General features: G+C 70.9%; 12 protein-coding genes. 5 read left to right on the top strand and 7 right to left on the bottom strand.

Features of this window, described 5'->3' with window-relative positions; genetic code table 11:
* Positions 1–2: 2 nt before the first annotated feature.
* On the top strand, positions 3–590 hold the full coding sequence (locus tag NRB56_RS23970; RefSeq protein WP_194290960.1) for a TetR/AcrR family transcriptional regulator: 588 nt from the start codon (positions 3–5) through the stop codon (positions 588–590).
* A 2-nt stretch (positions 591–592) separates the two neighbouring features.
* Here the strand turns inward: NRB56_RS23970 and NRB56_RS23965 are convergent, their stop codons facing one another.
* Positions 593–1804: an acetyl-CoA C-acetyltransferase gene (locus NRB56_RS23965; protein WP_153345806.1), complete on the bottom strand. Its 1212-nt coding sequence runs from the start codon at positions 1802–1804 to the stop codon at positions 593–595.
* Positions 1805–1901: 97 nt separating this feature from the next.
* On the opposite strand from NRB56_RS23965, the gene NRB56_RS23960 reads away from it, so the two are divergent.
* Positions 1902–3071: an acyl-CoA dehydrogenase family protein gene (locus NRB56_RS23960; RefSeq protein WP_153345804.1), complete on the top strand. Its 1170-nt coding sequence runs from the start codon at positions 1902–1904 to the stop codon at positions 3069–3071.
* Between the two features lie 113 nt (positions 3072–3184).
* Positions 3185–4651: a class I adenylate-forming enzyme family protein gene (locus tag NRB56_RS23955; RefSeq protein ID WP_153345802.1), complete on the top strand. Its 1467-nt coding sequence runs from the start codon at positions 3185–3187 to the stop codon at positions 4649–4651.
* A gap of 9 nt (positions 4652–4660) precedes the next feature.
* Here NRB56_RS23955 and NRB56_RS23950 read toward each other — a convergent pair whose 3' ends face one another.
* Positions 4661–5464, bottom strand: a complete 804-nt coding sequence (locus tag NRB56_RS23950) for an enoyl-CoA hydratase (RefSeq protein ID WP_319943443.1) — start codon at positions 5462–5464, stop codon at positions 4661–4663.
* A 64-nt stretch (positions 5465–5528) separates the two neighbouring features.
* Between NRB56_RS23950 and NRB56_RS23945 the strand changes: the two genes are divergently transcribed.
* Both NRB56_RS23945 and NRB56_RS23940 read left to right on the top strand, forming a co-directional pair.
* Positions 5529–6290: a FadR/GntR family transcriptional regulator gene (locus tag NRB56_RS23945; protein WP_153345800.1), complete on the top strand. Its 762-nt coding sequence runs from the start codon at positions 5529–5531 to the stop codon at positions 6288–6290.
* Between the two features lie 187 nt (positions 6291–6477).
* Entirely contained in the window at positions 6478–7062 is a 585-nt protein-coding gene (locus NRB56_RS23940) for a TetR/AcrR family transcriptional regulator (protein WP_153345798.1), read from the top strand.
* A gap of 10 nt (positions 7063–7072) precedes the next feature.
* On the opposite strand, the gene NRB56_RS23935 is transcribed toward NRB56_RS23940, so the two are convergent.
* The 5 genes from NRB56_RS23935 to NRB56_RS23915 form a co-directional block, all read right to left on the bottom strand.
* A complete protein-coding gene (locus NRB56_RS23935) occupies positions 7073–8236 on the bottom strand; it encodes an acyl-CoA dehydrogenase family protein (RefSeq protein ID WP_153345796.1) in 1164 nt (387 codons plus the stop codon).
* Complete coding sequence (locus tag NRB56_RS23930) at positions 8233–9402, bottom strand: acyl-CoA dehydrogenase family protein (RefSeq protein ID WP_153345794.1); 1170 nt, start codon at positions 9400–9402, stop codon at positions 8233–8235. Before NRB56_RS23930 ends, NRB56_RS23935 begins: the two co-directional genes overlap by 4 nt.
* A gap of 74 nt (positions 9403–9476) precedes the next feature.
* On the bottom strand, positions 9477–10460 hold the full coding sequence (locus NRB56_RS23925; RefSeq protein ID WP_153345792.1) for an enoyl-CoA hydratase/isomerase family protein: 984 nt from the start codon (positions 10458–10460) through the stop codon (positions 9477–9479).
* Positions 10461–10672: 212 nt separating this feature from the next.
* A complete protein-coding gene (locus NRB56_RS23920) occupies positions 10673–11896 on the bottom strand; it encodes a CaiB/BaiF CoA transferase family protein (protein ID WP_153345790.1) in 1224 nt (407 codons plus the stop codon).
* A 287-nt stretch (positions 11897–12183) separates the two neighbouring features.
* Positions 12184–13194, bottom strand: a complete 1011-nt coding sequence (locus NRB56_RS23915; RefSeq protein ID WP_456320179.1) for a DUF7064 domain-containing protein — start codon at positions 13192–13194, stop codon at positions 12184–12186.
* Between the last annotated feature and the right edge of the window lie 143 nt (positions 13195–13337).

Raw genomic sequence — 13337 nt, 5'->3', positions numbered from 1 at the left:
CCGTGCCAGGGACCCGACGTGGACGGCCGCGCAGCGCGCAGGCCCATCGAGCCGTACTCGAGGCCGCGCGCGATTTGCTGTCCGCCGGTCACTACGAGCAGATGACGATGGACGCGATCGCGGCGCGCGCGGGCGTCGGCAAGCAGACCGTGTACCGGTGGTGGCGGTCCCGGGCCGAGGTCGTCGCGGAGGCAGCCCTCGGCGGATATCTCGTCCTCGAATCACCCGCTCCGGCCGATACCGGTGATATCGCCGCCGACCTGGGTGAATGGCTGGGCATCCATTTCCAGCGACTGGCCGAGCCGGGCACCGAGGCCATGATCCGCGGGCTCGCCGCGGCGGCCGCCGACAGCGACACCGATGCCGAACGGCTCTACGCGCACCTGACCGGCCCGACCCGGCAGCACCTCACCGAGCGGCTGAGCGCCGGGGTCGCCGCGGGCGAGCTCCGCGCCGACGCCGATCTCGGCACCCTGGCCGAATCGGTGATCGGCGCACTGCTGTACCGGGTGCTGACCCGGCGCTCCGCCACCCGCGCCGACGCCGAATCGCTGATCGATCTGCTGTTGCGCGGGGCCGCCGCCGGATGACCCTAGAGCACACGCTCGAACACGGCCGCGAGCCCCTGGCCGCCGCCGATGCACATGGTCTCGAGGCCGTAGCGCTGCTCCCGGTGGTGGAGTTCGCGGGCGAGGGTGGCGAGCATACGAGTTCCGGTGGCGCCCACCGGATGTCCGAGCGAGATGCCGGAACCGTGCACGTTGGTGCGCTCGAGATCCGCTTCACCGAATTTCCACTCGCGCAGCACGGCGAGCGCCTGGGCCGCGAAGGCCTCGTTGAGTTCGACGAGATCCATGTCGGCCAGCGACAATTCGGCCCGTTGCAGCGCCGCGGCGGTCGCGGGCACCGGGCCCAGCCCCATGAGCGCCGGCGGTACGCCGGCCACGGCCCAGGACACCAGGCGGACCAGCGGGGTCAGGCCGAGTTCGGTGGCGCGTTCGCGGGTGGTGACCACGCAGAGGGCGGCGGCGTCGTTCTGGCCGCTGGCATTGCCGGCGGTGACGGTCGACTCCGGATCCAGTTCGGCGCGTACCGGTTTCAGGCGGGCCAGCGATTCGAGGGTGGTGTCGGCGCGGGGATGCTCGTCGGTGACGATCTCCGTGGCGCGGCCGCGGGTGGTGACCGTGACGGGGACGATCTGCTCGCCCGTCGCGCCGGTCGCGGCGGCCGCCACGGCCCGGCGATGCGACTCCAGGGCCAGGCGGTCCTGTTCCTCGCGGCCGATGTGGTACTGGCGGCGCAGATTCTCGGCGGTCTCCAGCATGCCGCCGGGCACCGGATAGCGCACGCCGCCCGCGGTCTCCCGGCCCCGGACCAGGCTGTCGTGCACCCGCACGCCGGTGCGGGCGCCGCCCCAGCGCATATCGGCGGAATGGAACACCGCGTTGCTCATGCTCTCGGCGCCGCCGGCGATGACGAGATCGCTTGCGCCGCTGCCCACCTGGAGCACCGCGTTGATCACCGACTGCAGACCGGAGCCGCACCGGCGGTCGACCTGCATACCGCCGGCGGTGACCGGCAGGCCCGCGTCCAGCGCCACCACCCGGCCGATCGCGGGGGCCTCGGCGCTGGGGTAGCAGTGCCCGAGCACGACGTCCTCGACGACCTCCGGCGCGAGGCCGGTGCGCTCCAGCAGGCCCCGCAGCGCCGCCACGCCGAGTTCGACCGCGGTGAGCCCGGCGAGCACGCCGCCGTACCGGCCGATCGGGGTGCGGACAGGTTCGCAGATCACGACCTCACGCATGAACCTCTTCTTCCGTGCGCGACAAGCGTTTTCCCAGCAGATTCCGACTGTATCATCTAGATGTTTTGGACCACGATCGAGCGAGGAGAGCCGCCGCATGACCAGCGAGGCCCTGACCGAACAGGATTTCCGCGACATCCTGGCGCAGACCCGGACCTTCGTCCGCACGGTGGTGATGCCGCGGGAGACGGAGATCGCCGAGGCGGACCGGGTGCCCGGCGACATCGTCGACCGGGCCCGGGCCATGGGCCTGTTCGGCTACGCGCTGCCGCAGCGGTGGGGTGGGCTGGGGCTCGATCTGGCCCAGGACGTGGAGCTGGCGATGGAACTCGGCTACACCAGCCTGGCGCTGCGGTCGCTGTTCGGCACCAACAACGGCATCGCCGGCCAGGTCCTGGTCGGCTTCGGCACCCCGGAACAGCAACGGCGCTGGTTGCGGCCGATGGCCGACGGCGAGGTGGTGGCCTCCTTCGCGCTGACCGAGCCCGGCGCCGGGTCGAATCCGGCGGCCCTGCGCACCACGGCCCGCCGCGACGGCGACGACTGGATCATCGACGGCGACAAGCGCTTCATCACCAACGCGCCGGTCGCCGGCCTGTTCGTGGTGTTCGCCCGCACCCGGCCCGCCGACACGGAGGGGCCGGGCATCGCGGTGTTCCTGGTCCCGGCGGACACGCCCGGTCTCACGGTCGGGCCGCACGATCGCAAGATGGGACAGGAGGGCGCGTGGACCGCCGAGGTCGCCTTCCAGAACGTCCGGGTCGGCGGCGACGCCCTGGTCGGCGACAGCGCCGACGTCGGGTACCGCGCGGCGATGAGCTCGCTGGCGCGCGGCCGGGTGCACATCGCGGCGCTCGCCGTCGGGACCGCGCAGCGCGCACTGGACGAGTCGGTGGCCTACGCCGCCGCGGCGACCCAGGGTGGTACGCCGCTCGGCGAATTCCAGCTCGTGCAGGCGATGCTCGCGGACATGTACACCGGCATCACCGCCGGGCGGGCGCTGGTGCGCGACGCGGCCCGCACCTGGGTCACCGAGGAGGACCGGCGCCTGGCACCCTCGGCGGCGAAGCTGTTCTGCACCGAGATGGCCGGGCGGGTGGCCGATCTCGCGGTGCAGGTGCACGGCGGGTCCGGGTACATGCGCGGCACCGCGGTCGAGCGGATCTACCGCGACGTGCGGCTGCTGCGGATCTACGAGGGCACCAGCGAGATCCAGCGGCTCATCCTCGGCGGCGGGCTGGTGGCGCGGGCCCGGCGCCCGCGCTGAGCGGAAACCGCTGTGCCGCTTCCGCTCCGAAGCGCCGGCCCGGCTGTTAATGTTTAGATGTTTCGAAACCCAGGCCGGGCACGGGTAGCTCGTCCGGCGAAGGGAGTACGGCCATGACGGAGCCGGTCAGCCACGCACGGCGGATTCGGGAACGGGCAGCGGCACATCCGGGGCAACCGGTGTACCGGCACATCGCGGCGGACGGTGCGGAACCGGTCTTCGACTGGCGCTGGCTGGATCGCCGTTCCGATCAGGTCGCCGGTGCGCTCGCCGAACGCGGTCTGGGACACGGTGATCGGCTCGGACTCGCGCTCCGCAACTCCCCGCAGTTCGTGCTGAGCGTGTTCGCGGCGTGGAAGCTCGGCGCCGTCCCGGTGCCGATGCGCTGGGATCTGCCGGATTGGGAACTGGACCGGGTCCGCGAGGTGGTCCGGCCCGCAGTCCATCTGGACCGGGGCGAGCTGCCGTGGCTGGACGGCACCGCCGGCCGGGAGCCGGTCGCATTGCCCGACATCGTGTCCCCGCACACGCACGGTATCTGCAGCAGCGGCGCGACGGGGACGCCGAAGGTGATCATGGGCACCAGCCCCTCGGTGTGCGGGCCGCACTACAACCGGCCGCTCGCCGATGTGTGGCAACGGGTTCCGCCCATCCCGAGCCCGCAGACCATCCTGGTGCTGGCGCCGATGTATCACATCAACGCCTTCTCCACATTGAACAATCTGCTCGGCGGCGACCGGCTGGTGGTGCTGGAGCGGTTCGACGCGGCCCGCGTCGTCGACGTGATCGAGCGCTACCGTGTCTCCACCTTCACCGCGACCCCGATCATGTTGCAGCGCATCGCCGATGTGCCCGGCATCGAGCGCCGGGATCTGTCGAGCATCGAATGGATCATGCAGGGCGCGGCGCCGATGCCGGCCTCGCTGACCCGGCGCTGGTGCGAACTGGTCGGCCCGGAGAAGATCATCATGGCCTACGGCTCCAGCGAGGGCGTCGGCATCACCGCGATCCGCGGCGACGAGTGGCTCACTCATCCGGGCAGTGTCGGCCGCGGGATCTGGGGCACCGAGGTGCGGGTGCTCGACGACGCGGGCGCGAGTGTGCCGGACGGGCAGCTCGGCGAGATCTTCCTGCGCATGCCCGGCAGCGACCGGGCCCGATACCTCGGCGCCACACCGCAACTCACGCCGACGCCGGACGGCTTCCGATCCATCGGCGATCTCGGGCATCTCGACGCCGACGGTTTCCTCTACCTCGCCGACCGGCGGGCGGATCTGATCGTCAGCGGCGGCGCGAACATCTTTCCGGCCGAGGTGGAAACGGCGCTGATCGATCATCCGAAGGTGGCCGATGTGGTGGTCATCGGCCTTCGGGACGAGCAGTGGGGCCGGCGGGTGCACGCGCTGATCCAGCCGGCCGACGCCGCCGATCCCCCCGGCCTCGCCGAGATCCGGGCCTTCGCCAAGAGCCGGCTGGCCGCCTACAAGGTGCCCAAGAGCATCGAGATCGTCGAGACGATCCCGCGCAGCGAGGCGACCAAGGTCAACCGCGGCCGCCTGCTGGCGGCACGCGGCGGCTGAGCGCGGCGATCACGACTTCGGTTCGGCCAGCGCGGCTTTCATGTCGTCGAGGAGCATGAGGATCGGCACACCGGTCTCGCTGAGCGCGTGGCCGTGGCCGGTCTGGTGGATGTCGAAGACCGACTGCACCGCGGAGTAGAAGCCCTGGATGTCGAGGGTCTGGTTGACCGCGCGCTTGGCCTGCCGCAGCGCGAACGGATGCTTGCCGGCGATGGCGGTGGCCAATTCCCGTACCGCCGTGCGCAACTCGTCGAGCGGTACCACGCGGTTGACCATGCCGAACCGCTCCGCCTCGGCGGCGGTCAGCGAGCTCGCGGTGAACAGCAGCTCCTTGGCCTTGCGGGCCCCCAGTTCCCAGGTGTGGCCGTGGTATTCGACGCCGCCGATACCCATGTTGACCACCGGGTCGGAGAACACCGCGTTGTCGGCGGCCACGATGAGATCGCACGGCCAGCACAGCAGCAGACCGCCCGAGATGCACACGCCCTGCACGGCCGCGATGGACGGCTTGGGCACATTGCGCCAGCGCAGGGAGTACTCGAGGAAACGGCGCGATTCGAAGGCGTAGATGTCGGCCAGCGTGGTCTTCGACGGCCCCGCGCCCACCGCCTTGATGTCGTGCCCGGCGGAGAAGTGTTTCCCGTTGGCCTGCAGCACGATCACCCGGACCTCGGGATCGTCGGCCGCCCGCTGCCAGGCCGCGTCGAGCTCGTCGAGCAGCGCGGGGTTCTGCGCGTTCGCGGCCTCGGGACGGTTCAAGGTGATGGTGGCGATGCGGTCACTGGCGTCGTACTCGACGTAGGTGTTGCTCACGGGCACGCTCCCTGTGCTCTGGTGCGCTGGATGCTAGCAGAAACATCTATATATTATGGGAGATATGAGCAAGCACAACGGCCGGGGCGGGCCGGTCGAGGTGCCGCAGAAGATCGCCGCGCGGCTCCGGACCGCGATCGTCTCCGGCGAACTGCCCGACGGCGAAAGACTGGGCCACGAACCGGATCTCGTGCAACGGTTCGGCGTCTCGCGCCCGACGCTGCGGGAGGCGCTGCGGATCCTGGAGGCGGAGGGGCTGATCACCGTCGCGCGCGGGCTGCGCGGCGGCGTCTTCGTGCACCGGCCCGATCAGCGGGCCACCGCCCGGTCGGCCGCGCTCGTGCTGCAGGCGCGCAACGTCTCGCTGGCCGACGTGTTCGAGGCCCGATCGCTGATCGAGCCGCTGGCGGTGAAGGCCCTTGCCGCCAAACGCAATCGGCGCCACGGCGTGGAGGAGCTGCGTGCGCTGATCGACGCCGAGGAGGCGGTGATCGGCGATCCGGTCGCGTTCGCGGCCGCCGGCACCGCCTTCCACGCGCGGCTGGTCGCACTCGGCGGCAACCAGACGGTGAGCGTACTCACCGAGATGCTCGACGAGGTGGTGACCCGCGCGGTCTCCGCCGTGGGCGGTTCCGCCGACACGGCCGGATCGCTGACGGTACGCCGCCGCGGGCTGCGGTCCCAGCGCCGGCTGCTGGAATTGATCGAGGTCGGGGCCGGCACCGAGGCGGTCGAGCACTGGCAGGCGCACATGGCGGTGGTGGGCCGGGTCCTGCTCGGCCAGGAGGCCGCCACGGTGGTGGACCTGATGCACCACTACCGATGAGCGGTCCCGGGTCCGGAAACATCTAGATGTTATGCGCGAGTGGATATGCGGCGAGGTGGCGCGTATCAGCCGAAACGTAACCAACCAACTGTTCGATAATGGGATGCAGCTAACACGGCGAGGGACACCACGGCTGGTCGTCGCGGTCATATGATGATCGGAACATTTATCCCGCGGAAGGAGTCCCGTGCCCAGGCCGTCCCGGCGCGACGAAGTATACGCAACAGCCGCACGCATCATTCGCCAGCAGGGATACAGCGCTGCGACAATGGATTCCATCGCCGACGCGGTCGGGCTCAACAAGGGCACGCTGTACCACTACTACCCGTCGAAGAGCGCGATCCTGTTCGAACTGCTGTCCGTGCAGATCGAGGCGACGCTGAAGCTGATCGGGCGGGTGCCCAAGGAGGGCACCGCGACGGAGCGGATGCGTGAGCTGATCGCGCTGCAGGTCGATCATGTCGCGACCCGGCACGACGAACTGGTGGTGTTCTTCCAGGAACTGCCCTGGATCGATCAGCATCTGCCCGAGGCGCAGGCCGCCGATATCCATCGCGGGGTCGACAAGTACGAGCGCTTCACGAAGCAGTTGCTGCGTGCCGGGGTGCGCACGGGCGAGTTCCGTGAACTCGACGTCGACGCCGTATTGTATTCCGTGATCGGCATTCTGGCCTACGTGCCCAACTGGTTTCGCCCCTCGACCGCGAAGGCGCAGGCCACGCTGGTCGGGGAGCTCACCGATTTCATCATGGGCGGCATCGTCACGAAGTGATGCCGGGCCCTCACCACGCTCGGTGGGGTGACTCCCGCCGCAGGGCGTCGTTCAGCTCGCGCAACCGGTTCGCGCGCCTGCCCGAACGCAGCTGCATCGCCTTGGCCCGCCGGAAGTGGTGGTGCAGAACATGTTCCACCGTGGTACCGACCCCGCCGTGGATCTGGGCGGCGGTCAGGACGATCTCCACGTAGGAGCGGCCCGCGACGAAGGTGGCCAGGGCCGCGAGGGTTCCGTCGCGCTCCGGCCCCGCGAGGCTCGCCACCGCCTCGTCGTAGGCGAGCCGCGCGGCGTCCGCGGCGATCGCCATGCGGGCCAGATGGTGCCGCACGGCCTGGAATCCGCCGATCGGCTGTCCGAACTGCACCCGCTCACCGGCGTAGCGGACCGAGAACTCCAGGACCGCCTCGCAGCCGCCGACCATCACCGCCGCGCGCAGCAGATTCGCCGCGGCCGTCGCGAATTCCGCATCGGCGGAGGTGATCTCGGTTCCGAGCAGATACCGCGGCGGGATCGTCAGGCCGGCCGGATCGAAGCGGGCCGACCGTTCGTTGTCGACGCTGCGCACCGGCGTGATCCGGTCGGCGATCAGGTCGCGGGGAAGCGCGGCGCAGCACCAGGACGGCGAATCCGATTCGCCCGCAGCGCTGTTCGCGGTCACCGGCAGGAGCAGGACCACGGTCTCGCTCTGCGCCGGCCACTCCACCACGACCGGTGGGCCGGACAGGAGCAGGGCGCCGGACGGCGACACCTCGGCACGGACCGGGCGATCCGCGGGCGCGACCAGCGTGTGCGGCACGCCGTCGGCGATCCGGGTCAGGATCGGATCCGCCCGTTCCGGGGGCGCGACCGCCGTCAGGACGGTGGCGGCCCGCATCGTCGCGAGCCACGGGGAGGCGAACGCCGCGCGGCCGAACTCGATCGCGACCGCCGCCACGGCCGCGATGCCGGCGCCGGCCCCGCCGACCCGTTCGGGCAGGCCCAGCGAGGTCCATCCGAGGTCGACGAACCGTTGCCAGCGCTCGGTGTCGTAGCCGGTGGCGGACTGCTCCTGCTGGTTCAGGTAGGTGTTGTCGACGAATCCGGCGAAGAACTCCCGGGCCGTGGCGGCCAGCAGGGCAATTTCGCGATCGTCGTCCGCGGCCGTCACAGCGGCCAGTGCGGTGTCGGTCATTTCGGCATCCCCAGTCCACGCGTCGCGATGATGTCCAGCTGAATCTCGTTGGTACCGCCCCCGAATCGCCACACCGGCGACGACCGCAGACCGCGCTCCAGATGCCCGTGCGCGGGCGCGAATTCGGAGCCGTGGGCGATCGTGCCGTCCTCGCCGATCAGGTCCAGGCCGAGATCGCAGATCCGCTGGCGTAATTCGCCCCACCAGATCTTGTTCATCGACGCCTCGGCGTACGGCACCCGGCCCGCCGCCAGCATCCGGGCACCACGCATCGCGAACATCCGGCACAGCTCCACGTCCACGGCGAGTTCACCGACGGTCGCCTGCAACGCGTGCGCCTCGGCGGTATCGCCGTCGAGCAGTTCCGCGGCGGCGGCCCACTCGGTGAGTTGCCGCAGTTCCCAACGTGGTTCGTTGTGGTAGAACATCCGCTCGAAGTTCAGCGCGGCCGTGATCGCCGACCAGCCCTGGTCCTGCGCGCCCACCAGACCGCTCGCCGGGATCCGGACGTCGTCGAGGAACACCGCGTTGGTGCGCTCACCGCCCTGGGTGATGATCGGCCGAATCGTGATGCCCGGCACGTTCATCGGCGTGATCAGCAGGCTCACCCCGCGATGCCGGGAATCCGGGCCGCCGGTGCGGACCGCCAGCCACAGATGCGTCGCCACCGAGGCGCCGGTGGTCCAGATCTTCTGGCCGTTGACGATGTACTCGTCACCGTCGCGAACGGCCTTGGTACGCAACGACGCCAGGTCACTGCCGGCGTCGGGCTCGCTGTAGCCGATCGCGAATTCCAGTTCACCGGCCAGGATCCGCGGGAGATACTCCGCCTTCTGCGCGGGGCTGCCCAGGCGGATCAGCACCGGGCCGATCGCATTGAGCGTCAGCAGCCCGTTGGGCAACCGCCGATCGTAGAGTTCCTCGGCGAACAACCACTGCTCGATCGCCGACAGGCCACGGCCACCGTACTCGCGCGGCCACGACACCCCCAGCCAGCCATCGGCCCCCAGCCGGCGCAGAAACCGCCGGCCGTGCTCACGCGGCTGCATCGGATCCTCGATGTTCTCCGCGCGCGTCGCCTCGATCAGGCCGGCATCGAGGGTGTCCAGATAGTCGCGCAATTCGCGGAGAAATCCCCGCTGCGCCGGGCTCAATAGGGCGTTCACGCAGATCCTCTCGCCGGTACGGCCGGAACTCAGGCTATTCCGGCCCGATCGCGGTAGTCAACCATACGGTTGATTTAAGTTTCGCCGGTCACCCGGCGGGTCAGCCGGACCAGCGCCGCCCGGGTCTCGGGATCGTCGAACAGCGCCAGCTGCGCGACATATTCGGCGCGCAGCTGCTCGGCCAGCGTGCTGTCCATCGAGCGCCGCAGCAGCCGTTTGTTCCACTGCAGGCCCCGCGACGGCTGCGCCGCGATCCGCTCCGCGGTCTCCAGCGCACGGTCGAGCAGCTGCTCGTCGTCCACGGTCTCCGAGACCAAGCGCAGTTCACGGGCCTCGGCGCTGCCGACCAGCCGGCCGCCGAACAGCAGTTCCGCGGCCACCGACATACCGGTCACCCGCGGCAGCAGATAGCTGAGCCCGAGCTCCGACGCCAGGCCCGCGGGCGCGAAACCCGTTCCCAGCCTTGCCGATCGCGCGGCGATCCGGATGTCGTGCAGCAGCGCGACCGCCAGCCCACCACCCACGGCCGCGCCGTTGATCGCGGCGAGGGTCGGTTTCTCCAGCGCCCACATCCGCGCCGCCCAGCGGCCCGCGTTGCCGATCTCGTCCAGCACCCGGCCGTCCGGCGACAGCTCCGGCAGCCCCTTGTCCCCGCCGATCAGATCGCTGAGCAGCAGATCACGAGCGGGCAGATGGGCGACGGCCGCGAAATCGCGGACATCGGCGCCGACACAGAAGGCGTCGCCGGTACCGGTGGTCACCACGACCCGGATGCCGTCGTCGCGGCCCGCCTCGTCGAAAGCGGCCGACAGGTCGCGAAACATGCTGCCGCCCACAGCATTATGACGCTGCGGACGGTTGAGCGTCAGCAGCAGCACCGCGCCGTGCCGCTCGACGAGCACGTCCGGTCCGGGCGGCGCGGCGGGTTCCCGGGCGCGCGGCGCGGTCTCCAGCGCGGTGGGTGCGGTCTCCAGCGCGGCGGCCGTGGACCGCTCCGGCACAGCACCCACCGGCGACTGCGACTCGGCGGCCGTCGACCGCTCCGGCACAGCACCCACCGGCGACTGCGACGCGCCAGCGGTCGACCGCTCCGGCACACCACCCACCGGCGACTGCCGCGCGGCGGCCGTCGATCGATCCGGCACAGCACCCACAGGCAGCTGCGGCGCGGCGGCCGTCGATCGATCCGGGTCAGCACCGGGGAGCTGCGGCGCGCCGGCCCGTGACGGGTCGGTGACCGGCGGTCCCGGCACGACGGGGTCCGGCGCGCTCATAGGGTCGACCTCGCTGCGGGCGCTGCGGCCGAGGATTCCGTGCCCGATTCCGCGATCGACCCGAGTTCCCGCAATGCGCCGATCTCGGCGGCGTTCAGACCCCATTCCCGCAGGACCGCGCCGGTGTGCTGACCCGGATGCGGGGCGGGGCCGGCGATGCCGGCCGGGGTGCGGCCGAAGTGCGGGGCGGCGGCGGGCTGGGTCCGGCCGTGGCATTCGGTGAAGGTGCCGCGGGCCCGATTGTGCGGATGCCGCGGCGCCTCCCAGGGCGACAGCACCGGGGCGAAACACGCCTCCCGGCCTTCGAGCAGCGCACACCATTCGTCGCGGGTGCGAGTGCGGAAGATCTCGGTCAGCCGGGCACGCAGGATCGGCCAGTACTCGGGGTCGTTCTGCGCGTCCAGCGGCTCGTCGCCGAGACCGAGCAGCGTCAGCAGGTTCCGGTAGAACTGCGGCTCGATCGCGCCGACGGAAACCCAACGGCCGTCCGATGTTTCGTAGACGTCGTAGAAGGGCGCACCGGAATCGAGCAGGTTGGCGCCACGTTCCTCGGTCCAGCCGCCGGTGTCGCGCAGCCCGTACACGAAGCCGTTGAGCAGGGCGGCGCCGTCGACCATCGCGGTGTCCACCACCTGGCCGCGACCGGATCCGGCCCGCTCCGCCAGGGCCGCGCAGATGCCCAGGGCCAGCAGCATCCCGCCGCCACCGAAGTCACCCACGTAGGTCAGCGGGGGCACCGGCCGCTCGCCGCTGCGGCCGATCGACCACAGGTTGCCGGACAACGCGAGGTAGTTGATGTCGTGGCCGGCGTGCGGGGCGTACGGCCCCTCCCGCCCCCAGCCGGTGACGCGGCCGTAGATCAACCGCGGATTGCGCTCGAGACACACCTCGGGCCCCAGGCCCACGCGCTCGGTCACCCCGGGCCGGAACCCCTCGATCAGCACATCCGCCCGCTCGACCAGGCGCAGAAGGAGTTCCACGCCGGACGGCGCCTTCAGGTCGACCGCGATCGACCGGCGGCCCCGCGACAGCACGTCCGCCGGCGGGTCCGTCGGATCGGCGTCCGTCACACTCGAGGGCCGGTCGACCCGGACCACCTCGGCGCCGAAATCGCTGAGCAGCATGGCGCAGAACGGTCCCGGCCCCAGACCCTGCAACTCGAGCACGCGCACGCCGGACAGCGGCCCGCGCGGCGCCGATTCTCCCGGGCTCACATCCATCACGACGTCCCTCGCTCCGACATTGCCTGCCGCGACGGCAAGCCGAGTCATTATCAACCAAATGGTTGAGTACAAGCAAGCGTGGATCAGCACGCCGATCGATACCACCGGTGCACCGGCCGGATGCCACCACCCCGGACGTTTCCGCGTCGCCCGCGCCATCCGGCTCGGTCCCGCGCCGGGGATCTCCGCCGGTCGTCGAGCAGCTCCGCTCCGCGCCGGGGATCGCCGTCGGCCGCCGAGCAGGTCGGTGGCCGACAGCGCCGCCTACCGGATTCGGCGCGGGGTCAACGACTCTCCGGCGTTCCCATGCCGATCGGCATCCCGTCGACCAGTTGATCCAGCATCTCCACGATGCCGAGGCCGTGGCGGCCGTCGGTCGTGGTGAACTCGTAGGAGGAGTAGCCGATCCGGGTTACCGCGTGGCTGCCGTCCGGGCCGGGAGTGACGTGCCGCAGCGGGACGAACTGCTCCGGCGCGCGGGCGGTCCCGGTGAGGTGCAGCGGCCCGAGCTCGCAGGTAACCTCCCGGCCGAAGCCGTCGGGGGTCCAGGTCACGCGCAGGTCGGTCAGCTGCGCCTCGGCCGTCACGCCGCCGGCGGTGGTCGCGGCCGTGCGGACCACCGCGCCGTCCTGGCGACCGACCTCCAGCGCCATCACCGCCTCCCCGTCGCCGAGAACGGCGGTGATCCACCGGTGGTAACGCAGCCCGGACCAGTCCCGCGGTCCCCACGAGTGGTCGCGCAACCCGCCGCCCCGCACGGCGATGCTCCGATCATCCACGCGCAGTGTCCCTTCCAGCCGGGTGAACTGCTCATAGTGCCCGAGCGCCAGCGACTTCTCGACCACCCGGTCGGGATCGTCACCACTGGTCCCGAACGAGACTCCCGCGCCGGTGACCGACAACTCGAGCCGCACTTGCACCCGTGGCGCACCCCGCAGCGCGGGCCCCGGATCGGCCAGCGCGCGCGGATCGTCGAACACCGACATCGGCCCGGCGAAGGTGATCCGTTGCCGCCGATGCGGTTCGTCGATGTCGATGGTCAGCGATCCCGCCGTGAACGCGTCCGGCACCGGATCGGTCTCGCGGCCGAAGGCCACCAGCGTCCGCCCCTCCGGCAGGAAGATCAGCACGGAAGTCTGTGCCGCGGAACGGTTCTGCTGCACCGCCACCCGAACCCAGCCCACCACACCGGATTCCGCCGAGGCGAAGTTGTAGTAGGTGCTCTCGTTGTAGGCGGAGGTGTCGTCCGGCACGTGCCGGAACTCGTGCTCCGGTCCGATCGTCTCGGCGAACATCGACACGGGTGCCCCTTTCCGGTCGCGGCGCCCGCGCCGCGAACACCGCTGTCACCGACCGTCCGGTCGATCACGCACGATCGCCGCGAGCCGCGACCACCGCCCTCAACGTAGCGAACATCCACCCCCGCGCACCACCACCG

It is taken from the genome of Nocardia aurantia (assembly GCF_009604425.1).
Classification (GTDB): domain Bacteria; phylum Actinomycetota; class Actinomycetes; order Mycobacteriales; family Mycobacteriaceae; genus Nocardia; species Nocardia aurantia.
Note: the sequence above shows the minus strand (reverse complement) of the source record. Positions and strands in the feature narration are given on the sequence as shown.